The organism is Mucilaginibacter panaciglaebae (genome assembly GCF_039539265.1).
GTDB lineage: Bacteria > Bacteroidota > Bacteroidia > Sphingobacteriales > Sphingobacteriaceae > Mucilaginibacter > Mucilaginibacter panaciglaebae.
This window is the reverse complement of the sequence record NZ_BAABCV010000003.1, coordinates 249,375-271,521: the sequence shown is the minus strand read 5'-3', so window position 1 is coordinate 271,521 and position 22,147 is coordinate 249,375. Positions and strand designations below refer to the sequence as shown.

The following is a 22,147-nucleotide window of genomic DNA, read 5'->3' as shown; positions in this document are numbered from 1 at the left end:
ATCTTAGAGATTTAGGTCAATACTTGATGCCAACTTGATAGATTGCGGGCCAAAACGCCTGCGGATTTTATCCAGCGCCTGGCATAAGCTGTATTGTTCTTCTGATTCAGTATAAAGGTCGATCTGCTCAAAGCCATTAACCAGGTTGGATAACCGGACACCTACCAAACGCAATAAAATCCTTTTTTGATAAACCTCCCGGAATAGTTCTTTTGTTTTTTTGATCAGCACACTGTCCAGCGAAGTATAGGGGATAGTAGCCTGTTTGGTCACGTCTTCAAATGTGGAATACCGGATAGTCACGGTTATACAGGCACATAGCTTTTGTTTTTGCCGGAGTTCAAAGGCCAGGTCCATCACCATCGAGGTCAGCAGGTGATTAATGGTTTCAATGTCGATGCTATCCGCTTTAAAAGTACATTGAGTGCCAATACTTTTTTGTTCCTGGTAGGGAATGACCGGCGAGTTATCAATGCCCTTTGCTTTCTGAAGCAGCCATAACCCGTTTTTACCCAATATGCTTTTCATGTAATCCGGGTGAACCAATGTCAGGGCATGGATGCGCTTGATCCCCATATCGCTCAGCTTGATAAAGGTCTTTTCGCCAAGGCCAGGTATTTTGCGGATAGACAATGGGTTTAAAAAAGGCTGCACTCCGGGTTGCTCGATATTCAGTTCGCCGTTTGGCTTGCATTCATTAGTGGCCATTTTGGAAACCGTTTTATTTACAGATAATCCAAACGAGATAGGTAGGCCGGTTTCAGTAATTACCTTTTGCCGCAGTTCATGGGCATACTTTAAAGTGCCGTGAAAGCGATCCATACCCGTCATATCAATATAGTGTTCGTCTATACTTGCCTTTTCAATAAGCGGTACCCGCTCCTTTAAAATCGCTGTAATCTCATGAGAAGCTTTTGAATATTCATCCATGCTACCACGTATCCATACCGCATGAGGGCAAAGCATCCGGGCCATCCGCGAGGACATGGCGGAGTGAACCCCAAATTTCCTGGCTTCATAGCTGCATGACGCGACTACACCCCGGTCAGAGGGGCTTCCAATAATGACAGGCTTCCCTATTAATCTCGGGTCTTTTCGTACCTCTACCGATACAAAAAAGGCATCCTGATCCATGTGGATGATGTGTCGGTTCGTTTCCATTCGCTGCGTTAATTTGTGGGCTATAAAATTATGCTAAAAATATTAGCAATTACCAAATGAATACAAAATAATTTTCACAATTGTTTTGTTTGCTTGTTTATCAGTAAATTAGATACAGCAATGGAAGACTTTTTTGAAATAAGCCTGGGGCATGGCGAGGACTTGCAAACCTTTATTGTAAAAGATTTCGTCCAGCAAGAAGACAGTAAATGTAAGTTTGAAGTGTACCGGCTTGGTGAATTGATCCTAAGCCTGGAACCTGACGGCGATACTTTTCACATTTGTCAAAATCCAGGTGAAGTGAAAGAAGAAATGATCAACCAAATTATCGATCAAATTGAGTCATACCATTTATAACATATTGCCCAATGCTTAAATTGCGTATTCCAAAGCAGGCAGATCTTCGTAGCTAAATGGAGTTGAAGGCTCCAAAGTTGCCAGGAACTCTTTGGCAATCGTACAGGCGTCCATCTTTTTAGCGGGGTATTGGGTAAGGGCAATTTCAGTAATTCTATCATCACTTAAATCGCCGAACATCCATTCGTAAGCCAGGTCATCGCTTAAAATAGTAGGCATTCGTTTTTTGGAATTATGTACTTGCTGCATTAGTGAATTGGCATCCGCAGTTGTAACGGCCACGGTTTCGACTGTTTCACCCGTATCCTTATCAGTCCATTCCTGCCAGATCCCAGCCATGTAAAAATATTCCTCTTCCTTTAGGGAGATATAGTAAGGATATTTGATTGCTGTTTTTAGCGGCTGACCAGTTTTCTTATTGAGAGGAAATACGTGCCGCCATTCATAAAAGCCTGTAGAAAGTACCAGGCACCTGCGTTTTCTCGCAGCATCGGCATATATAGAAGCATTTCCTTTTTCATTCAGGAAAAGATTTTCGGCCTTTGCGTTGAGTGTCGTGTAACCGATATGCCACTTGCCGCTCTCATCTTTATAGCCATTCCTGAATTGAGCTACCTTTTCCCGGTTTTTCAAATAGGTCGGTAAAAATCCCCACTCCATTTGGACAATATCGAAATTGGTTTCGGCGGCATTTCGTTTAAGTACAGCAATCGGGCTGTAAGCAAAGCCATTATGTACGGCTCGGTTTAAAAAATCATAATTCTTTACCGCTTTTTCCAACTGCAGCAATTTGATAAATTCTGCTCTCGATACCTTTTGCCCGTTATAGTAACACATAACACTATTTTTTAAAATGTTCAGCAATTCGCGCTCCAAAAAATTCGGCTTCTTTTTGACGGCCTTGCGGGACGGATGTCCAAAATGACCGTGACCCTGTAATCGCTTCAGTGATGATCAAAGGAGGTCTGTTATCAGAAAAAGCGATCCTGAAGATTTCATCACCGTTAATGATATGGCTGGTGACTGTTAGGACAAGCCCCTGAATGTCAATTTCAAATTCTTCGTCTGTTTGCATTGAAATATAAAATTATAAAAATTATCTCAATGACGAATTGTGAAGTCTTTAATTTTATTAAAGTGGAACAACTACTTGTTTGTGTTGCGTGGATACAATGTCTTTTACAAATCTTTTGATCGTTGCAGAATATTTGCACGAGGGCTGGCAGACAAGGCTGACAAAAAAAATACTACCTGAAACTGTTAAATTTTCCCGATGAAATCTGGATGGGGTTATGCAGTAATAACTAAGATTACTCTATTTGTAGCTTTTTAAAGAATATTTTGTTTCTCATAGTAGCGTCTTTAAATAATTTCTTAAAACTAAACATTTCAACATACATCTTGTATCCATTATGATAGCCAAAATAGCCTTCTTGATCCGGGCTTATTGTTAACTGGTGAATCTTTGCAAATTCATGTATTTTATCAACGAGATCGCAAACTATATAAGCATAGACCGGGGTACTTTCATTAACTTTTATTTGCTCAATCCCTTCCGGCATTTCGTATTTTCCGGCTCTTATTTTTTCAAGGTACTTGCCAACCTGTAAGATTGGATCATCATCCTGTTTGTACGCATCTCTCTTAGGGCGTTTAAATTCAAAAATAGTTAATGGGTTGCTAAATTCATTGTCGCCACTTCTATAGGATTTTTTAATATCATAGATAAGCAAGTCAGGTTCACCTAAAGCATCTTTTTCTTTTGAAATTTTTCTATCTGAGGCTATGTACTCAGAAAAAACCAGCCGCTCATCCAAAAGCCATAAATTATGTTCTTCGTAGCCAGTATTTGTAGAGTCACGATTCATTGGATATATCAATGAATGAATTTCCTTTTCTAAATTTGCTTTTCCGGTCTCATTTCTTTTTCTTAACTCCTCGAATACTTGTAAAACCACTTTTCGAGTACAGACATAATGAGTTAAATCGCTTTTTCCCATGTCTGTAACTTTATCCATTATTTTATTAATTCGGTCGCTTAACTCATTATCTTCCGTGGCATTGATTAAAAATTGAATTTCCTTTTTTGTTTCCTGTTCTTGATCGTATTTGTATTTCTGCAATTCAAGTTCAATTCTTTCATTGGCTGAATTGTACGCAAAGGGGGTTAAATCAACATTATTAATATAGGTTTTATGCCAAGGTGCTTCAGTATTTACATATTCAAATATTCTTTTTTTCTTTTTTTCTGCTCTCAATTTGACATCTTCTGAAAACATTTCCTTTGTTAGCTGAGCTACTTTTAGTTCAATGTCAGCTTGCGAGAATTGGTAAAAAGCATCTGCTTTTTCTTTGTCGAAATTGAAAGATTCTCTTTCTAAACCGACATTTTCATCAAGATATCTACCCAAAACATACGATTTAATGATATAATTTTTTCTAACCGTTTTATTGCCGGCGGTAATCTCGTCAAAAAACTCATCCTCAAATTCAGGAACATAAGCATGTAATGATGATTCCGTTACTTCCCTATTATCAGCAGTAAGAATTATTTTACTACCAGACGTCGAAAAATAGATTTTAAATAATTTAGCCGTAAACTTCTCAGTATGTTTAGTTTCAGAATCCAGTAATTCAAACTCTTTAGTTTTGATTAATTTAATATCGTTATCGCCGCTCAAATAATTGTTTAAAATTATGCGTTTACTATCATCACTTTCTCTTATTGTAATTGATGGGCATGTGAAATCATCGTTAATGAAAAAAATCAAAAGCTTTTCTATGAGTTTTCTGGCAATAGTCTCAAGCTCTTTATCAAAATGTTTGGCTTTATTTAAGTAATTTAAGGAAACAACTGTAGTATTTTTGTTTAAATCAGAAGGCGTTATAGTTTCGCCAACAATCATTTCATCCTTATTCCCAAAACTGAATTTTCGTAAATAATATTTGTCGTCAGTTTCTTTAAAAATACTCTCAATTTTTACTTCAGAAAAATATTTTAAGAACATAAATCTTCCAAAGCCTTTGCCTCTAAAATCTTCCTTTTTATGTGTGCTATATAAAGTGTCGAATGAATCCCTATTTGCTCTGGTAAATCCAGAGCCATTATCATGTATTTCAAGTCCGTTAATGTTATTAACAGAATTTTCAAATAAACTATTTTCTCGTTTTACCACTATTTCAATTTCACCGTTTTTTTCGTTGCTACTTGAAATTGAATGAATTGAATTTACGATTGCTTCTACCAATGGAGTATAAACATTTGATTGGCTTTTTATGTTATCTACAATACCCTGTATGTTTATTTTACTCATAAAAATAATTCATTTAACCTGCTAATGCCATAATATTGACGAAATGTAATAGGCAGTTTTCTTCTCAAATATTAATCTCAATAATCTTACTCGTATCAATCCCTAAAATATCAACCACTTTAACCATAACTTTATATTTTCCTGGCTTTTCATATTGATGCGGTATCGAAGTGAATTCCAGGTTTGGGGTTTTTTTGGTGCGGAAGCTTTGCCATTCATTCTCAAACAGGTAATTGCCAGTCCACTTTTCTTCTACCGTGCCTTCTGCGTCGGTAATTTTAATGATTTCTTTTTTGCTCAGGTAATCAAAATCAATAGCCCAATAATCAATCCAGTCGTACCAGTTTTCAGTAAGGATAGTTTTGGTTAAGATGCCCAACTCTGTTTTTTCGAGTTTCAAAATTTGCCCGTCTTCAATAATTACTTTTGATCCTTTCCGCATTGAATTTTGGATTTCCTCCACATCATCCTGCGAATAATGGGTTACAAAATCGGTCAGTTCAATTTGAATATTTTTACCTTTTCGATGAATTTTGGCATCAAGGTAGGCGACATCAAAGAATTTAACTTGCCCTTTTTCAACTGCCCTTTTATCGAAAACATCTTTTGGTATATATTTAAGGGTGATAGTTACTCCCTTTTCTTTTAATTCCTGTATGAATTGAGGGGTTAAACCCATTTCAAATTCAAAGCCCAACACATCAACCTGGGTATAAAGTTTTTGACGACATTCCTCAAAAATATCCATTAACCTACTTTGAGTGACCGGCACATCCAAGGGGCCAACGTTTACAAAACGCCCGGCTTTGCTGCCATGCAGAGTTGTGTGTCCATCTATGCGTTTTGCTTTGTAGGCTTCTAAAATTAAATCAACATATAAATCTTCTTTGGCTTTGCGTTTGCCATTGGTTAAATCGTCCATAAAAAACTGCCGCTCGTATTTACCCAGGTTAAGCAATTCAAACGCTCTAAAATCTTTGCCACTTGCTTGCAATTCTCTTTGTACCCCTATCAAGCGTTTTCTGGCAGTATGTACGGAAAATCGTCCTAAATCCGTAGTTATCCATTTACGGCCAAGTTTTTCTGCAATAGCAGCTGTCGTACCACTGCCGCAAAAAAAGTCAGCAACCAAATCCCCATCCTTAGAACTGGCTCTAATGATCCTCTCTAATAAGGCCTCCGGCTTTTGTGTTGCATAGTCAACCTTTTCATCAGCAACTGGATTTACTGGAGGAATGTCATCCCAAACGCTATCTACGATATCGCCTTCGATTTCATCAAGATAAATTATTCTGGTACCCCCTTTGGTTGGGTTAACATCATCGCGGTAAAATCTTCCGTCATTGTCTTTTTTCCATTTCTTTTCGATATATTCAGCCTTATGGGGCTTAAACTGAGTACTAAAAGTAAAGTTATTAGCATCCTTTCTATAAGAAATTATTGTATCATGCTTTTGAGGAAACTTTTTAGCTGTTTTTCGCTTAAAGGCAAAATAAGTCCATGCTATTTCATTTAGAAAATTGTCTTTGCCAAAAATGTCGTCACAAATAAATCTTAAATAATAACTGACGCGCCAATCAATGTGGATATAAATAGAACCATCACTGGCCAAAAGGCTGTGCATTAACTTAAGTCGCTCATACATCATGCTTAAATATGATGAGATTCCCTTACCCCAAGTGTCCCTATATGCAATTTCCTCAATGATGCTTTGTTTTTTTTCTGCTGTTTCCTCGCCGATTTGTATGTCAAAACCAAAATCGGCTCCCACGGCAAAGGGGGGATCTATGTATATTAGTTTTAGGCCACCTTCTTTTTCGATGTCCTGTCTCAATGGGCCATTGACCAAAGATGACAGTATAAGTTTATTGTCCCCCCAAATTAATTTATTTGTCCATCCCTTTATTTGCCTTCCGCGAAAATCCGTCTCGAACATACTAAAGTTATCACCAGACTTAACCGACTCTTTCCTGGGTTCATCAATATGTTCAATACTATGAAAAGGCAACGCAACATTGGTTACTTCCTCTTTCCTGCCGTTCCAAAATAGAAAAACGTCTTCTTCGTCGGAAAATAGTTTGTAAATAAGTTCCTTTGGCAGTTTTTCGCCAGCCTTTACTAATTCAATTATTATTTTTTTATCGTTTTCGTTTAAACTCATTTTTATCTCTTATTCGGTTACTTTAAAAATTTTAATCACATCCGCGAAAGACTTTATATCCTTCTTTATTTCGTCCCATTTTTCCTGCTTAACATAAACCGGTGTGTAAGTGTATTGGCTTTGCGCGGCATTGGTGTCCTTACACCAGGAAGCCAAACGCTTAATTTTTCTTATATCATCTAAGTCTTCCCTACCTTTAGTTTCCAAGATGAAAAAAGTAGTATCACTGGTTTTTACAAAAAAGTCCGGATAATATTCGCGTATGTTGCCATTTTCTGCCTGGTATTCTATTTTAAAATTTAGCCCACCTTCACCGATGGTATTTTTTGCAAAAGAAATGACATCAATAAAGCGACTTTCTAAGAACCCTGCCATTTCCAACTCAAAATCATTATCCCCAATTATTTTGTTGAAAACCGATTTCTTAGGAACAATATACTGTTGATTTTCAGCAATCTTTGGTTTGGTTAGTTTTAACGAAATGTAGTTTTTAACCTCTGCGGTACCTTTGTCGGTAACTGTTAATTCATCAATAGCATTTTTAAAGGTCGTTTTTAAAATTTCTTTGGGGTGAATTTCGGAAAGATTGCGCATCGTTTGCGGATCGCTCAATTCTACTTCAATGTTAAATAATTTGTATTTAATAAAGCTTTCTACCTTTGGATATAAAATATCAAAACCGCTCACCAGTCGGCTATCTTTTAAGATTACAGACGTAAAAAATCCGATCACATTGCGATAATCAGGTTGGGTATTTTTAAATACCGTCTTATGAGAAAATTCGCCGTCGATGTTGTTAAAAACGATCTCTTTCAATTCATCAGTACTAAATTTCTTAAGCGGGACTTTTTCGTTTTTGAAGTTGCTAACATCAATCAATTCAAGGTTTTTAAATTCGCGGTAAAACCTCGGACTCATTTGCGGAATAGGGATATCTAACTTGTCCATATCCTTATCCGGGTTGTCGTTATCAACTTCGATAATTATAGGTGATTTGCCCTTAGATCCCTTGCCCATAGCACTGTATTGAAATTCGACGCCTTCGGTTTTCAAGCTTTCCACAAACTCTAAAAATGCAGGAGTGCCAACAACCACCAATTTTTCGGGCATGTCCAGTGAAAACATTTTCCTTAACCCTCGGCCTATAGTTTGTTCCGGTAGAATTTTTGAATCGGCGCCAAAAGGACGAAGCCCGACAATCGTGCTAACATTCCTAACATCCCAACCCTCACGAAGCATCAACACGGAAACAACTGCTTTGTATGGGGAGCGATCCTTATCAATGTCATCAGCCGCTTTTCGTAATTTTTCTAATTCCTCTTTGTCCTTTTTACCAGATGCGGCTTCTTTTATCTCACCGGAATTATTAGTATGGATAGTTAAAACCGCTCCCTTCATTACCGGATAACTGGTTTCTAAAAACGCAGCCGCTTCATCAGCCTCTTTGGTACTCATGGTCATAACGAAAAGGATGGGCGTTTTGAGAATTTTTAATTCCTCGTATTGCTGCTCCCACTCCAAATAACCTAAGTGGATATAATCGCGGTAACGCTCAATAAAATTGCTGCTATCTTTTTCGTGGATCTTCTGTCTTGAAGCTTCATCGGGAAGAACGGGGGATTTAACCACATTTTGCTTTATGGCTTCAACCAATGGATAATCGCAAATAGTTTGGACAAAAATTGCCCCATTGTTATGTTTTGGTGTTGCTGAATAGTCGGCCTGCAAGCTAATTCCATTGCCATTTTTTAGCTTTAGCTTATTGCTAATATCTTCAATGTTCTTGAACCAGGCTAATGATTTGTCATGTATATGATGGGCTTCATCATTTAAAACTACCAAGTCCTTTATTTTATCACTTCGCATTACTTTACCCAAATCCAGCCCCTTTGAAGTATCTGCATCGGATTTGGGTTTTACTCCGAGAAAAGTGGTTTCAAAGGATTGTTCCGGGTCTTCATTGAAAAATACCCGGTGTACATTCGTTAAGAATATATTGCCGGATTCGGTGATTGGTTTAAGTTCATCCTGTATGTGCAAAGTTAATTGAAAGTCGTTTTTCCAATCCTTGTCCTGAAACCCGTTATCAGGAATAAATGGTTCTTCAAAAAACATTTTCAAGCCATCGAAGTCCTTTCGCAAACGGTTTAATACGATGATGTTTGGAGCAATAACCAAAAAGTCTTTCGACAGGGTGCTATTGGCTTCATATTTTTTGTGAAAATATGACCATACCAAAGTCAAAGCCATCACTTTTGTTTTTCCCGCGCCGGTCGCCATTTTCACTACATATCTCGTCCAGGTTTCATCAAACATGCCCGTGCTGACCCGTTCTGAAGAATCAAATTTCATCAATTCATATTTATCTTTTGCCTTGGCTACTTCGTAGAGATAGATAATTGATTCAACCGCTTCGCGCTGCGAAAAGAAAAATCCAAATTTGTTTTGTCCGATTAGATGTTCCTGGCTAAACCAAAAGTTCAACAATGATTTTGATGTTTCAGAAGAGCCGTGGTAATTATCTTCTCTCCATTTGGCTACTGCTAACCGTATTTTGAAAACTAAAGGAGGCAACAGCTTTTCATAAGCATTTTGAAAAGCATCAAATTGGCTTTTAGACGGTGCCCAGCGTTCGTTTGGTGATAGTATTTTAAAAGGATCCGTGAATTTCATTTAACAAATTTGATAAGGAGACTTCTTATGAACTTGAATCGCTAAATGTAATTATAATTAAAATCGATTTACAATTCCAGGTACCTTTAATGTCGCTAAACTTAAATTAAAAGATGTTTGAATAGCTGCAAAATTTTACCTCTACTTTTTTGAATGCCTTTCACTATTTCTTTATTTCTCATTTTGGATGCTTTAGATTTTTTATAATTGGCGTATAGTTTTTTGAACCAAAATTTTACTTTCAATATATTTTAATGCAACGCCAAGCAGATTCCTTACGTTAATATCTGATATTTACTATATAACATTACTATATAACATTCAGTAATAATGATTTACTTAACCAAATCACGCTTCCAAATTAGTATGGATTGCCCAACAAAATTGTACTACCAGATAAATTCTGATAGGTATGCAAATGCAAAATTGGATGATCCATTTCTTGAAGCGCTTGCAAAAGGTGGGTTTCAGGTTGGCGCGTTAGCCAGGGCCTACTATCCCGAAGGGATATTAGTGAATGAAGAAACCAACCAGGCTGCATTGGAAACAACAAAGGCACTACTCGAACGAGAAAACTGTACACTGTTTGAGGCCACAATACAAACCGGCCCTTTTTTAGTTAGAGTAGATATCCTTAGAAAAACCGGAAATCGTTTTGAGCTAATTGAAGTGAAAGCAAAATCAATTCACCCGGACACAGATTCATTTCTTACAAATAAAGATAAAATAAATTCTCACTGGAGGTCTTATTTAACTGATGTGGCTTTTCAGGAATTGGTACTTAAGCAAGCTTTTCCAGGTGTTATAATTGACTGCTTCCTGATGCTTGCCGATAAAAGCAAAGCAGCTACTGTTGACGGATTAAATCAAAAATTTAGAATAGTAAAGGAAAATGGCCGCTATAAAATAAAATCCCCGGAGTTTTTAACCGTTGAAGAACTTGGGGAGAAGATTTTAAGAAAAGTTTCGGTGAACCGTGAAATAGCCATATTGCAAGTGGAACAATTTGAATTTGGAGAAGAAATTTATTCCTTACTTTCTTTTGCAGACCAAATGGCTTCTGATTTGCAAAAGAACCATAAACGAAACATTGGAGTAGGAAAGCATTGTAATAAATGTGAGTTCCAAACGGATGAAAAGCAATTTGTATCGGGTTTTAATGAATGCTGGAAGGAACAAACGGGGCTAACCGACGAACAGCTACAACAACCTTTACTTTTTGAACTGTGGAGGGGCAATTTGGGTTCAAAGGATATTATAAGTCCGCTAATTAACCGCAGAGATTATTTTTTAAATGATTTTCGCGAATCAGATTATGCCCCTCAAATTATTAAGCCTACCGATTGTTTTTCCCCAACGGAACGCCGCACATTGCAGATTAAAACAACATTCTCCAGGGATAATGCTCCTTGTTACAATGAAGAGTATCTAACTAATGCTTTTAATGTCTTTATATATCCTTTACATTTTATTGATTTTGAAACTACCGCACTGGCAATACCAATGTATGCTGGCCGAAAACCTTACGAACAAATTGCTTTTCAATTTTCGCATCATAAAGTAGAAGCAGATGGAAAAACCTATCATCAAAACCAATGGCTAAATGATCAGGTTGGAGTATTCCCAAATTTCGAATTTGTTAGGGCATTAAAAACAGCTTTGGAAACAGATCAAGGAACTATCTTTAGGTATCACAATCACGAGAATACAATTTTAAATGTGATTTTTTCTCAATTGCTTGAGAGCAATGAGGCAGACAAAAACGAATTGTGTGATTTCATTCGTTTAATTACGCATAGTAAATCAGAAAATCATGTCGGTAAACGCGATATGGTAGATTTATACCAACTTGTTATCGGCGGATTTTATCATTTATCCATGAAAGGTTCAAATTCTATAAAATCGGTGCTTCCTGCTGTTATTGAATCTTCTAATTTTTTAAAGAACAAATATTCTACAGCCTGTTATGGAACTGAAGCCATCCCCAGCCTCAATTTTAAAAACCATACCTGGCTTTTAAAAGACGATGCGGGTAAATGGATTAATCCATATAAAAGATTACCTGCCGTTTTTGAAGAAGCAAATTCCGAACAACTTGATTCATTGTGTGAAGAAAATGGCGAAGAACTAAGAGATGGTGGGGCTGCAATGATGGCTTATGCAAAAATGCAATTTAGCGAAATGCAGCCAGATGAACGAAATTTTTACCATAATGCCCTCTTAAAATATTGTGAACTCGATACTTTGGCAATGGTTATGATCTATGAGGGATGGAAGGACTATTTGATACATAACTGATCTGAAATTGTGTAAGAACCCTCAATTAGCGGGTATGTAATTGAATAAATTGTAATGTAATTACACTTTGACCTTTGACACCGATTATTTGTTTTTTACACTCTCTTATTTTATTGGGAATAGACAAATTACAATTACATCGACATCGCCTGTTCAATATCATCATTTTTTACTGGCGATATGAATTTACCATTACGATCAGGCGCCTTATTTTCGTCTGCACTTTGTTTAACTTTGCGCAATTTTCCCCTTTCTCGTTGACGGTTTCGTTTGGTAATTTTTCTGTGTTGTTTTTTGCTCATCGGCTTTTCACCCGGTTTGGGCACATTTAAGGTTAAATCGTTTTCATGCGTCTCTGAGTCATCTTCGTTATCCAAGTCCGCAAGTTCACTTTTAAATAGTTCAGCAATCTCATCCTTTATTTGGGCATAGGTTTCTGTCACGGTTTCCTCACTCACATAGCTAACGATGGGTATGGGTTTAAAGGCTTTTTCCTCTTTGGCCATTGCTTCATGGTCATTCTGAATGGCACTATGAAACATTTTAAGGGCAATCTTTTGTTCCGGGTTGTCGGCTATCATACCCACAAATTCACCCGATGAAAGCGCGGCGATTTTTGAAGCAGGAATGGCATAATCCAGTTGTGTGGCTTTAGAAAATGAGGTGTCACCACTGTTAATGGTTAAACTGTTCTTATCCTGCACTATCTTACCGAAGTTGTCGGCCAAGGTTTTGGCGGTGTCGCCGGTTACCTGCCCGCTAATGATATTACCGACAATACCAGTTATTACGTCGGCCTGCTCCGCACCATAATCTTTCTTCAACTGGCTAAAATCCTGTATAGCTAAAGTGGTCGCCACTTTATTGCTACGGGCAGTAGCGATCAGGCTATCCATGTTATTAAAAAATATAGTTGGAAACTCATCAAAGATCAAACTGCTTTTTAACTGGCCTTTACGGTTGACCAACTTTATCATCCGGGATATATATAAAGACAATACTGCGCCATAGATTTGCAGTTTCTGCGGGTTGTTGCCTACACAAATTATTTTCGGCTCATTTGGATTGTTCACATCTAAGGAAAAATCATTGCCGGACAGCACATAATATAATTGCGGCGAAGCCAGTCTTGCCAGTCCAATTTTGGCGCTGGCAACCTGTCCCTCTAATTGTGCTTTAGCATTGTTGTTATAAGCTGATATAAAAGGATTAATTAAGGCGGTTATTTCGGGCTGTTTTAACAACACTGAAAATAAGCGGTCATAGTCAGCTTGCATCAATTCAATTACATGCGGCAGGGTGCAATATTTACCGTCCTCGTATTTGCGCAGGTACCAAATGATAGCAGTTAGAAAGTTAATCGGGCTTTCGACAAAGAAATCACCTTGCTTTTTTATCCATTCCCTATTTAAACCTAACATAATTGTCCGGCTTGCTTCGGTCGCATCTGTTATATCATTCATGCAGCCCGGGTCAAGAGGGTTACATCGGTGGGTATGGTTTAGATCGTCAAAATTGATAACATAAAAAGCCGGCTTGGTCTTGTAGTTGCTCTTGTACTGCAATAACTTGTTGTAAGCTATTTTGGAAAGGTCATCGTATTTAAAATCATATAAAAACATCGCGAAACCTTTTTTAATATGCTGATCTATAATATGCCTGATAACGAAATAAGATTTACCTGCGCCTGGCGTACCTGCCACCAATAGGCCACGGAATGGGTTTATAAAGTTTATCCAGCTATCCCTTGTTTTGCCCTTCAGGTTATATTTAGCGGGCAAGTTAATTGAATACTCATTTTCAAGTTTTCTTTCTTCCTGGGGAAAAGTTTCATTTTCGCTGTTAAAAATATCTTTGTTCAGCTTTTCTTTCAGCAATCGTGATAACCAGGTGCCGCCTGTAACCATTAATAAATAGCCAATACCAGTTAGTGTCATATAACCGATTGCAATCAAATCTAAATCTGTATGCAGGTAAATGCATAGAATACTTATCCAGTAAATAAGCAGGCCAGTAAGGAGATAGGCTGTAATGCTTTTATAATTGATCTTTTCATCTTTTTTGCCTTTGACACCAACCAAAGAAATAAACAGGCAAAGCAGTGCCGCCAGTTTGGGTTTCCACCAGTTATTGAATAAACCTGTTTTGGCAATGTTGGCGATAATTCGATCGGTGATATTTGCTGTCCAGTGCCATTGGGCAAATGCTTGGTAGCAACAGATGTAAAAATGTATAGCCAATATAAAAATGCTGATAAGCCTTGTAAAGTCGATGATCTTTCTTAGCCCTTGTGTATCTTCTCCGGTGTGCATTGTAATCCCTCCTGATATTTATAAATCCAGTACCTGGTCTTGTTCCTTTTCTTTTGATCTTCTTTTTTTCTTTTTTCGCGGCACGCTTGGCGCGGCTTCCGGCTGGTATTTAGCCAGGGCCAGCGATAGATAATTAGTTTGTTGTGGTGGTTTGAGGTAGGTTTTTGGCGCGTTACGCTTCAGTATTGGTTTATGTTCTTTTTTCAACTCGGGTTTTACCTGTTTATCTTTGGTGCTAAACCTATCCAAAATGGCTTTGGCACTATAAGTCTTGCCTAAATCACTACCATTGAATACCGTTTTATTGTGATTGTCGATATAGGTGATACCATAGGTATAACCCTGCTCATTCACGCGGAAAACAACATTGATGTGCTGCTTTTGCAATTCGGCGATAAAAGTGTTTTTAGTAATCGCATCGTATTGCTTAAATACACTTTCAATAGCTTCTTTCAGCTGGTCTTTATATTGCTTGCGCTTTTCAATATTCTTATCAAACTCTTTTTGCAAATTGGCCAAAGTGGGTTTGTTATAAATGGCACTGGCCTTGATCGGTATGCCTACCTGTTGACCTTTTTCACTGATAAGGCTATATATTAGTCCGCCTTTTTCCCGCATAAGCGTATTTTCGCTGCCCCGGTCGGCTATGACGTTAAACTGTTTGAGTATAGCGTTAAATTCGGCCAGTGAGGTAAATTTGTAGCTACCCATTACAGCATTTACAATATTGGTGATAGTCCTTTTAGTAGGTGTTTTGCCATAGATGGCTTTCTCCAAATTGGCGGGTTTGATATTTAAGGTGTTGCTGTTTTTCCTGCCTTTGGCCTGTACCAACTCAAATTCCTTTTCCAGTGCTATTCGGGCCGGTTCGGATAATTTCCAACCAATACCGTGCGTATCAATACGGCTGCCGTCCGGTTTGATATTGATAGTTGCAATATGAACATGGGTATGTGCTGCATCATGGTGTTTATATACCAAGTAAGGTTGGTCACCAAAGCCAATCCTTTCCATATAGGATAAGGTAATTTGCTGTAATTGCTCATTGCTTAGTTTATCCTGTTCATCAAAATTGAGGGTGATATGTACCGCATTGGTTTTAACGCGCGTATTCAGCATAGTTAAATGCTCAAAACGTTGCAGTTTTTGCTCCATGTTAAACTTGTCAATTTCACCTGCAAAGCCGCTGGCCAGCAATAGCCTGGCTTCACCGGCTGCTACCTTGTTTTCGTTGTAATGCAACATACCCCTGATATTTTTCCCGTTCACGAAACGTGCAACCATTTTTCAGCTAAGCGGTTTATGATGTTTAGTAATTCCTCAACCTTGCCGCCGACCCTTTTATATAGCTCTGCCGTTTTGAGCGTAAAAAATGCACGCTGTGCTTCCGACTTACTCATGTGAAAGAATTTAGTCTGCTGATTGATATTGATGCCGATGGCTTTCAATTCTTTCCTTATCAAAGCCATTTCCTCCATAGGGGCATTTAATGATACATCCTTATAAAAACAATTGATTTGTTCGCCGGATAATATCATTCGTGCAACTTCGCCTATGCTTTGGCAGCCGCTTTCCTGCTGTATCTTTTCCAATTTTTTAAAGACTTTTTCAGTTACCCGCACAATAATGGGTTGGCTTAATATGTCTTCGGGGTTTTCGAGTTTTTTACGTGGCATAACGTACATTTAAGAGAGTTCCAGACTTCGCGAGTTCCGAGCAAAGTCCCGACCGCAAGGGCGGCAAGATGATTTTCGTATACGAAAATCCATCTTGCTGCATTCTGTCGAATGCAGAACTGACCTTGCGAAACTGCTGCGCAGTTTGGTTAATGGTTTCCTAATTGAGTTTGTGGGTGGTCAACTTTGGCTGGAATGTTGGTGGCCCGGTTCCGGCTGGTTCAGTGGAATAAATGACCTGAGTAGCTGGCGTATCTTTTGCCGTGGCTCTTGCCGGATGCGTTTGATGTTTGGATAGTATTGGCGGTTGAATTTGCGGGCTTTGAGGTTGGTGTTATTTTCCATTGCTATCAATTTGATGAGCAAAGGTGGATAGACTTGTTTCTGAGAATTGGTAAAAGGGAAGTAGTACTGTGAATTATTTGTTTAATATTTATTAAAGAAAATCGATGATAAATAATGTACCTTTAATAAAGCCTAATGCTATGCAAGACAGTAAAAATCCTATCCTCAATTTCAGGAAAATTTCTGAAGATAATTTTTTGTCATCAGAGGAATTTTATAACCTCAATTTGGGAAATCAGGCTAATAGCACTAAATTTTGCGGTAAGGATTTGAGTATTTTAAACACTTCAACAATGATTACGTTGACAAGAGAGGCCGCTGATTCATCCGAACATTCAGAATAAATATGGAAAACACAAACCCAATTTTACTTTTCAGAGAGTTATCTGGAGATGAAAGCACATCTAACTATTATAGTTATGATATTTCCGTTGGCATGCACAACAGTGGCAACGATGCAAATTCTGCCAATCTTTTATTTAGCAATACAATGATTACTAAAACGAGAGAAGCGGCAGATACTGTAGAACATAGCGAATAATATTATGGAAAACGCAAATCCTATTTTGAACTTTAGAATCCCTGCCTCATTTGATAGGCACGATATAAACTATGGCTATTCAATGATAGTTGGCGTTCATACAATTGCAAATGAAAATAATTCTGCACTTTCAGTTAAATATGCTCAATCTACAATGATTACCGAAACGAGGGAAGCTGTAGACACATCCGAGTCATCCTACTTCTAATTTTAATGGAAGTTAATACCCTCTTTTTAACTAACCGGGAAGATATTAGTATCGAATATTTAATTGAAAAATATCGGAACGTATCTGAAAACTACTTAAGAATAAACTCAGAAGATGTTGAACTTATAGAGTTTGATATTAATCCTGCCGGTAAAACAAAATGTTATATTGAAAATTCCGAATATAATCTATCAACAGTTAAATCAGTTCTTTTCAAGCGAACCCCGACCAGGTTTAACAATATAAGCGACAATGAAAACAAGGCTTATTTGAATAACGAAAAAAAACATTTTTTTGAAGGACTTTACCTATCCATTGAAAATGCAAAATGGGTCAATCCGATGTTTGCAACCCATATTGCTGAAAGAAAAATATATCAATTGAAAGTGGCTAATCAACTTGGCCTTAATATTCCAAAATCTGTTATAACCAACCAGCTATCACGCGCACTAAGCTTCTTAAAAGAGAACCCTATTTCAATAATTAAACCAATATCTAACGGGTTGCAAGTTTTGAAAGACAGGACATATTCCATTTATACCACGGAGATTACTCATCAAGCTTTTATAGACCTCGAACTTGCAGAAATTTTCAGCACCCCTGTTTTCTTACAGGAAAGAATAAAAAACGATAGTGATATAAGAGTTACCATTGTAGGTAATAATCTATTTGCTGCTCAGATTAGAAAAGAAGGTGATGATGTAGATTGGCGAAAACCCGATATTAAAAAGTTGTACGACCAAATTATATTACCGCTGTTTCTCCAAGAAAAACTACTGGAGTTAAACAGATTTTTTAAAATGATTTATTCTGCCATTGACTTAATTCTTACGCCTCACGGTGAATACATTTTTCTCGAAATAAATCCTGTTGGGGAATGGGTATGGCTTGAGCAAGAATTAGATTTTGGAATATCTGCTTGCTTAATTAATGAGTTATTATGAGTGAACAAGTTGACTATATGGCACCGCAAGTGATGCCAGAAAAGAAAATTAGTCCAATATGGAAAGCTTTAAAAGGGAGTTTTGAAATACTTCTTCACGGCTTGATACCCCATCAGCGTGCAAAGGAGCCAGCCAAGAAATTTGAAAAAAGTCATATTGGCACCGATGATGGATATTTATATGAAACAGTAATTGAAATTTATAAAGAATCATCAACCAGGATAGACAGTCTTGAAGAAAAGGGCTTCAAATTATTAACCTATATTTCGGCTGTATCTGCGATTTTGATCTACTTTTTGAGCAAAGATATCGAGGGGATGTATAAGTTTTGGGTAATCCTCTCTCTTTCTTTTTTAGTTATTGCAATTATTATTTCCTTAAGATGTATAGGGGTCAAGAGTCAAAAAGCCTTATTCATCGATTCTTTATTTACGTTTCAAGCCACATCAGATCCCACCACTAAAGACAAAAAAACTGTTACAGCGGAAATACTTAACTGCGCAGTTTTCAACCAAACTGTAGCCGATAACACAGCTGATATTCTAAGGGCATCTCGTATTATGCTTTCACTTGGTATTATAACCACAATAATTTCCTGCGTTTTCTTTTTAGCAACCCCAGGAAACAAAGACGATAAAAAAGTCTATCAAACAAAAGTTTCATTCGCGGATTCAGTTTTTACAAAGTCTTTAACTTCAGGCATAAAAATCCAGGAAAGCATTATGAAGGAAATGAATGATGAAATATTACAACTGAAGCGAAAGTTGGATTCGATAAACGCCGTTTCAAAAATACAGAAAGTAAAAAAAAATACACATAAATAAACCTAATTGCAATCTATTTAATACTCAATGACTTTACAGGAAAAAATCGAGCAATCTTCGTCCTTTTTATTTTTCAAATCCCACGACATCGAAAAGAGCCCAGATATGTGTGGTTTATTATTCGATAACCCGTTAGTGGGCAGAGAGGCTTTTGAGGAAATTTTGGTATCAACTGAAAAAAGCTTTATAAGGGTAACCTTTTATTTACTTGGAAATACTTTGAGGTTAATAATTAATGACATCAAAAACGATCATATCGTTACTGTTAATAACCTTAGCATAAGTGGTAGTGATTTATTAGAATTAAAAGGAGCGTACAGGTCACATCCCCACTATTCCTTCGGTTTCGGCATTTTTGAGAATACAAATGGACAGATAGCGATATATCCGGTTACTCAACAAGAAGTGGTTTTAACAATAAAAAGTTGGGAGATTGTTGAGTATTAATGTGATTATTTAGATTACGGTTTTAAATAATACTCTATATCATTTTTATTTATTTCACTTCTTTGCCTAAGCTTATATTGATATTTTACTATTCCATGTTCATATAAAAGCTCTACTACCTCACCTGGATTTTTCGGTACTACGCTCGGAATAAAATAAAATTTGCCGTTAGGGGATTGCTTCGTTAAGAACTGGTGTATGAAATAATCTTCTCTATAGTCTAAAGTCTTACAAAATATCATTTGCATAAATAATTTTTGTTGTCTCTTTCCATATTTGGATAGCTTGTTATTTTGTTCTTCCTTATGAAAGATGGTGTCAAGGCTCTTTCTACCGGGATTGCTGTAAATATAAGTTGTATATCGTGAGTCAGGTTCCATTACTATGGAAACCACGATAATATTTTCATCATCTATATCCCGATCCCAATTCCATTTTTTTAAATAGTTAAAGAAACTAATAGCGTAGTCTCGGTCCTTAAATGAAGGCCCCATATAACACCTGTCTTCTTCACTAACAACATGAGGTAGCATAAACCCGTTAGTTTTCCATTGTGAATAATCTATTGCAAAGTCCGGGATAGGCATTAATACCATGGTTGTATATTCAAATGCAGTTCTCTCGAAAAATTGGCCGATAATTAATATTAACGTAGCCAGTGATAGGGCGAGATACCATTTGTCAATGGTTATGACACTCGTAGCAATACCAATTAATGTAATTATCCGAATAATCCACTTGATATGTTTTTCAAATCTTTCATGTACGATTAATTTAGGAACGATCCCTTTAAATTCAATACGTAATAACGTGTTTAATTCAACCTTGAACCTATTTCTTATCTTAATTTTCATATCACTAAGTTAATATAATACTTAATTGGTTTTTTTGCATCAAAATCTAAAGTAGTACCGAAGATTACTCAACTTCATCTTTTTTCACCCGATACTATTGCATCCCAAAAGGGGATGTACATGGAAAGTAAAAAGCAACCAGTAACGCCTGAACGTGCGGTTCAAATACTACAAAAACATAATGTAAAGGTCACCATTGAACAGGCAAAAAAGATTCTGGAGTTTATGGAAAAATTCGCAAGGATAGCCATTGAGGTATATATGAAATAGATATAGATTTTATCTAATTACCCGCCTTGGTTTATAGGAAAATAATATTAGTAAAACCCTTGCTTTTTCATGATTAATTTATTAAATTAACTGTAAATCAATTAGTTAAAAAATGCAAATTGCCGATTTATATATTAGGGTAAGTACAGATGAACAGGCAGATAAAGGCTATTCACAACGTAATCAGGACGAGCAATTAAGAAAGTATTGCAGGATTAATGATATTAAAATTGGAAAAGTGATTTTTGAGGATCATTCTGCTAAAAACTTCAATCGTCCTGAATGGAAAAAACTGTTAGCAAATTTGAAAAAGCAAAAGGGTGGCCTTACTGACCTCATCCTATTTACAAAGTGGGATAGGTTTAGCCGGAATACGGCTGATGCCTACCAAATGATCAATACGCTTCGCAAACTTGGAATAGAACCGCAAGCCGTAGAACAGCCTCTTGACCTTTCTATTCCTGAAAATAAAATGATGTTGGCGTTTTATTTGGCTGTTCCTGAAGTGGAGAATGACAGGCGGGCGCTAAATACTTTCTTCGGTATGCGCAGGGCAAAGAAAGAGGGGCGCTGGATGGCGACTGCTCCACTTGCGTATGAAAATAGGATAAGCCCTGACGGACGCAAATACATCGCCCCAAAGCGCCCACAAAGCGATTTTATGAAGTGGGGGTTTGAACAACTTGCTGAGGGTAATTATTCCATATCCCAAATATGGCGTATGGCTAAAGAAAAAGGCTTAAAGTGTAGTAAGAATAGCTTTTGGATAGCCATGCGTAACCCCGCTTATTGTGGCAAAATATTTATTCCTAAGTATAAGGATGAGGAAAGTTGTTTTGTACAAGGAACACACGAACCCATTATTTCGGAAGCAACGTTTTACGAGGCGCAGGATGTAATGAATGGTAGAAAAAAGGTAAATAAAGTAAAAAGAACCTCATCAGACGAACTTCCGTTAAGGGGATTTCTTAAATGCCCTAAATGTGGCCGTAACCTGTCCGGCAGCCCCTCTAAAGGCAAATACCGCTGGTATTTCTATTATCATTGTCAATCGTCTTGTGGCTTTCGTTTAAATGCTGATTGTGTCAATAAAGATTTTATAGAACATTTACAGGACTTTTCACCGATACCAGGTATGACGGAATTATATGCAGAGGTTATAGATTACGTGTATAATTTAAAGACGAAAAATAGCGGCAATTTTAAAAAACAATGGCTATTGGAAATTGATGAAGTAAATAAGCAGTTAGCAAAAGCACGCAGCCTATTAGTTACCGGCGATATTGAGCCGGGTGATTACCGACTAATTAAAACCGAATGTGAGGAAAAAATTAACGGATTTGAACGAGAATTGTCAAAAGTTGCGGTAAAAGAGAATGATAGTTTAACATTATTTAAAAACTTAGTGAACTCTCTTGAAAACGTTGATTTATGCTATTCAGAGGGGAAAATCGAACAACAACGCGATATTATCGGCACAATTTACCCTCAAAAATTAGAAATTGAAAAAGGGACTTACCGAACACCTAAAGTGAATGAGGGTGCCGATATTATCTATCTGATTAACAGTGGATTGGAAGAAAATAAAAATGGGACAGAATACGATTTTACTCGTCTGTCCCACTGGGTGACCCCGGAGAGGCTCGAACTCTCGACCCAATGATTAAGAGTCATTTGCTCTACCAACTGAGCTACGGAGTCTGGCTTTGATACCAAAGGGCTTCAAATATACGGTAATAAACCAAATTGGCAATTGTTTTTA

At 37.2% G+C, this 22,147-nt stretch carries 19 protein-coding genes and 1 tRNA gene; 8 read left to right on the top strand and 12 right to left on the bottom strand.

Annotation, left to right across the window (positions count from 1 at the left end):
• Positions 1-3 precede the first annotated feature (3 nt).
• Entirely contained in the window at positions 4-1,161 is a 1,158-nt protein-coding gene (gene dinB / locus ABD772_RS05410; RefSeq protein WP_345101524.1) for a DNA polymerase IV, read from the bottom strand.
• A 120-nt stretch (positions 1,162-1,281) separates the two neighbouring features.
• Here dinB and ABD772_RS05405 point away from each other — a divergent pair, with 120 nt between their 5' ends.
• Positions 1,282-1,518: a hypothetical protein gene (locus ABD772_RS05405; RefSeq protein WP_345101522.1), complete on the top strand. Its 237-nt coding sequence runs from the start codon at positions 1,282-1,284 to the stop codon at positions 1,516-1,518.
• Between the two features lie 15 nt (positions 1,519-1,533).
• Here the strand turns inward: ABD772_RS05405 and ABD772_RS05400 are convergent, their stop codons facing one another.
• The 5 genes from ABD772_RS05400 to ABD772_RS05380 all read right to left on the bottom strand — a co-directional run bounded on the left by ABD772_RS05400 (position 1,534) and on the right by ABD772_RS05380 (position 9,477).
• Positions 1,534-2,355: an SOS response-associated peptidase gene (locus ABD772_RS05400; protein ID WP_345101520.1), complete on the bottom strand. Its 822-nt coding sequence runs from the start codon at positions 2,353-2,355 to the stop codon at positions 1,534-1,536.
• Between the two features lie 4 nt (positions 2,356-2,359).
• Positions 2,360-2,593, bottom strand: coding sequence for a hypothetical protein (locus ABD772_RS05395; RefSeq protein WP_345101518.1), 234 nt, complete (start codon positions 2,591-2,593; stop codon positions 2,360-2,362).
• Between the two features lie 235 nt (positions 2,594-2,828).
• Positions 2,829-4,832: a hypothetical protein gene (locus tag ABD772_RS05390; protein ID WP_345101516.1), complete on the bottom strand. Its 2,004-nt coding sequence runs from the start codon at positions 4,830-4,832 to the stop codon at positions 2,829-2,831.
• A gap of 64 nt (positions 4,833-4,896) precedes the next feature.
• On the bottom strand, positions 4,897-6,993 hold the full coding sequence (locus tag ABD772_RS05385) for a site-specific DNA-methyltransferase (RefSeq protein WP_345101514.1): 2,097 nt from the start codon (positions 6,991-6,993) through the stop codon (positions 4,897-4,899).
• 9 nt (positions 6,994-7,002) lie between these two features.
• The gene (locus ABD772_RS05380) at positions 7,003-9,477 is read right to left on the bottom strand and encodes a DEAD/DEAH box helicase (protein WP_345101512.1); all 2,475 of its coding nucleotides are present in this window, start codon (positions 9,475-9,477) and stop codon (positions 7,003-7,005) included.
• A 519-nt stretch (positions 9,478-9,996) separates the two neighbouring features.
• Between ABD772_RS05380 and ABD772_RS05375 the strand changes: the two genes are divergently transcribed.
• Positions 9,997-11,964 (top strand): DUF2779 domain-containing protein, encoded by a 1,968-nt coding sequence (locus ABD772_RS05375; protein ID WP_345101510.1) that lies wholly within the window; start codon positions 9,997-9,999, stop codon positions 11,962-11,964.
• A 134-nt stretch (positions 11,965-12,098) separates the two neighbouring features.
• On the opposite strand, the gene mobC is transcribed toward ABD772_RS05375, so the two are convergent.
• The 4 genes from mobC to ABD772_RS05355 form a co-directional block, all read right to left on the bottom strand.
• Positions 12,099-14,276 carry a conjugal transfer protein MobC gene (gene mobC / locus ABD772_RS05370; protein WP_345101508.1) on the bottom strand — a complete coding sequence of 726 codons (2,178 nt, stop codon included), beginning with the start codon at positions 14,274-14,276 and terminating at the stop codon, positions 12,099-12,101.
• 18 nt (positions 14,277-14,294) lie between these two features.
• Positions 14,295-15,560, bottom strand: coding sequence for a relaxase/mobilization nuclease domain-containing protein (locus ABD772_RS05365; protein ID WP_345101506.1), 1,266 nt, complete (start codon positions 15,558-15,560; stop codon positions 14,295-14,297).
• On the bottom strand, positions 15,542-15,952 hold the full coding sequence (locus ABD772_RS05360; RefSeq protein ID WP_345101504.1) for a mobilization protein: 411 nt from the start codon (positions 15,950-15,952) through the stop codon (positions 15,542-15,544). The genes ABD772_RS05365 and ABD772_RS05360 overlap by 19 nt, the downstream gene beginning before the upstream one ends.
• 180 nt (positions 15,953-16,132) lie before the next feature.
• Positions 16,133-16,297: a hypothetical protein gene (locus ABD772_RS05355; protein WP_345101502.1), complete on the bottom strand. Its 165-nt coding sequence runs from the start codon at positions 16,295-16,297 to the stop codon at positions 16,133-16,135.
• Positions 16,298-16,643: 346 nt separating this feature from the next.
• On the opposite strand from ABD772_RS05355, the gene ABD772_RS05350 reads away from it, so the two are divergent.
• From ABD772_RS05350 to ABD772_RS05335, 4 genes are all read left to right on the top strand, one after another.
• Complete coding sequence (locus tag ABD772_RS05350) at positions 16,644-16,838, top strand: hypothetical protein (protein ID WP_345101500.1); 195 nt, start codon at positions 16,644-16,646, stop codon at positions 16,836-16,838.
• Positions 16,839-17,051: 213 nt separating this feature from the next.
• Positions 17,052-17,990 carry an MvdC/MvdD family ATP grasp protein gene (locus tag ABD772_RS05345; RefSeq protein WP_345101498.1) on the top strand — a complete coding sequence of 313 codons (939 nt, stop codon included), beginning with the start codon at positions 17,052-17,054 and terminating at the stop codon, positions 17,988-17,990.
• A complete protein-coding gene (locus ABD772_RS05340; RefSeq protein WP_345101496.1) occupies positions 17,987-18,814 on the top strand; it encodes a hypothetical protein in 828 nt (275 codons plus the stop codon). Before ABD772_RS05345 ends, ABD772_RS05340 begins: the two co-directional genes overlap by 4 nt.
• Positions 18,815-18,841: 27 nt before the next feature.
• On the top strand, positions 18,842-19,261 hold the full coding sequence (locus ABD772_RS05335; RefSeq protein ID WP_345101494.1) for a hypothetical protein: 420 nt from the start codon (positions 18,842-18,844) through the stop codon (positions 19,259-19,261).
• A gap of 14 nt (positions 19,262-19,275) precedes the next feature.
• Here the strand turns inward: ABD772_RS05335 and ABD772_RS05330 are convergent, their stop codons facing one another.
• The gene (locus ABD772_RS05330) at positions 19,276-20,115 is read right to left on the bottom strand and encodes a hypothetical protein (protein ID WP_345101492.1); all 840 of its coding nucleotides are present in this window, start codon (positions 20,113-20,115) and stop codon (positions 19,276-19,278) included.
• A gap of 120 nt (positions 20,116-20,235) precedes the next feature.
• Between ABD772_RS05330 and ABD772_RS05325 the strand changes: the two genes are divergently transcribed.
• Both ABD772_RS05325 and ABD772_RS05320 read left to right on the top strand, forming a co-directional pair.
• Complete coding sequence (locus ABD772_RS05325; RefSeq protein ID WP_345101490.1) at positions 20,236-20,385, top strand: hypothetical protein; 150 nt, start codon at positions 20,236-20,238, stop codon at positions 20,383-20,385.
• Between the two features lie 112 nt (positions 20,386-20,497).
• Entirely contained in the window at positions 20,498-22,048 is a 1,551-nt protein-coding gene (locus tag ABD772_RS05320; RefSeq protein ID WP_345101488.1) for a recombinase family protein, read from the top strand.
• On the opposite strand, the gene ABD772_RS05315 is transcribed toward ABD772_RS05320, so the two are convergent.
• A tRNA-Lys gene (locus ABD772_RS05315) sits at positions 22,014-22,086 on the bottom strand. The genes ABD772_RS05320 and ABD772_RS05315 overlap by 35 nt on opposite strands.
• Positions 22,087-22,147: the final 61 nt, after the last annotated feature.

What these genes read in the sequence shown, in the direction of transcription:
- dinB (WP_345101524.1), bottom strand. Translation starts at nt 1,161, where the DNA reads ATGGAAACGAACCGACACATCATCCACATGGATCAGGATGCCTTTTTT.
- ABD772_RS05405 (WP_345101522.1), top strand. Translation starts at nt 1,282, where the DNA reads ATGGAAGACTTTTTTGAAATAAGCCTGGGGCATGGCGAGGACTTGCAA.
- ABD772_RS05400 (WP_345101520.1), bottom strand. Translation starts at nt 2,355, where the DNA reads ATGTGTTACTATAACGGGCAAAAGGTATCGAGAGCAGAATTTATCAAA.
- ABD772_RS05395 (WP_345101518.1), bottom strand. Translation starts at nt 2,593, where the DNA reads ATGCAAACAGACGAAGAATTTGAAATTGACATTCAGGGGCTTGTCCTA.
- ABD772_RS05390 (WP_345101516.1), bottom strand. Translation starts at nt 4,832, where the DNA reads ATGAGTAAAATAAACATACAGGGTATTGTAGATAACATAAAAAGCCAA.
- ABD772_RS05385 (WP_345101514.1), bottom strand. Translation starts at nt 6,993, where the DNA reads ATGAGTTTAAACGAAAACGATAAAAAAATAATAATTGAATTAGTAAAG.
- ABD772_RS05375 (WP_345101510.1), top strand. Translation starts at nt 9,997, where the DNA reads ATGATTTACTTAACCAAATCACGCTTCCAAATTAGTATGGATTGCCCA.
- mobC (WP_345101508.1), bottom strand. Translation starts at nt 14,276, where the DNA reads ATGCACACCGGAGAAGATACACAAGGGCTAAGAAAGATCATCGACTTT.
- ABD772_RS05365 (WP_345101506.1), bottom strand. Translation starts at nt 15,560, where the DNA reads ATGGTTGCACGTTTCGTGAACGGGAAAAATATCAGGGGTATGTTGCAT.
- ABD772_RS05360 (WP_345101504.1), bottom strand. Translation starts at nt 15,952, where the DNA reads ATGCCACGTAAAAAACTCGAAAACCCCGAAGACATATTAAGCCAACCC.
- ABD772_RS05355 (WP_345101502.1), bottom strand. Translation starts at nt 16,297, where the DNA reads ATGGAAAATAACACCAACCTCAAAGCCCGCAAATTCAACCGCCAATAC.
- ABD772_RS05350 (WP_345101500.1), top strand. Translation starts at nt 16,644, where the DNA reads ATGGAAAACACAAACCCAATTTTACTTTTCAGAGAGTTATCTGGAGAT.
- ABD772_RS05345 (WP_345101498.1), top strand. Translation starts at nt 17,052, where the DNA reads ATGGAAGTTAATACCCTCTTTTTAACTAACCGGGAAGATATTAGTATC.
- ABD772_RS05340 (WP_345101496.1), top strand. Translation starts at nt 17,987, where the DNA reads ATGAGTGAACAAGTTGACTATATGGCACCGCAAGTGATGCCAGAAAAG.
- ABD772_RS05335 (WP_345101494.1), top strand. Translation starts at nt 18,842, where the DNA reads ATGACTTTACAGGAAAAAATCGAGCAATCTTCGTCCTTTTTATTTTTC.
- ABD772_RS05330 (WP_345101492.1), bottom strand. Translation starts at nt 20,115, where the DNA reads ATGAAAATTAAGATAAGAAATAGGTTCAAGGTTGAATTAAACACGTTA.
- ABD772_RS05325 (WP_345101490.1), top strand. Translation starts at nt 20,236, where the DNA reads ATGGAAAGTAAAAAGCAACCAGTAACGCCTGAACGTGCGGTTCAAATA.
- ABD772_RS05320 (WP_345101488.1), top strand. Translation starts at nt 20,498, where the DNA reads ATGCAAATTGCCGATTTATATATTAGGGTAAGTACAGATGAACAGGCA.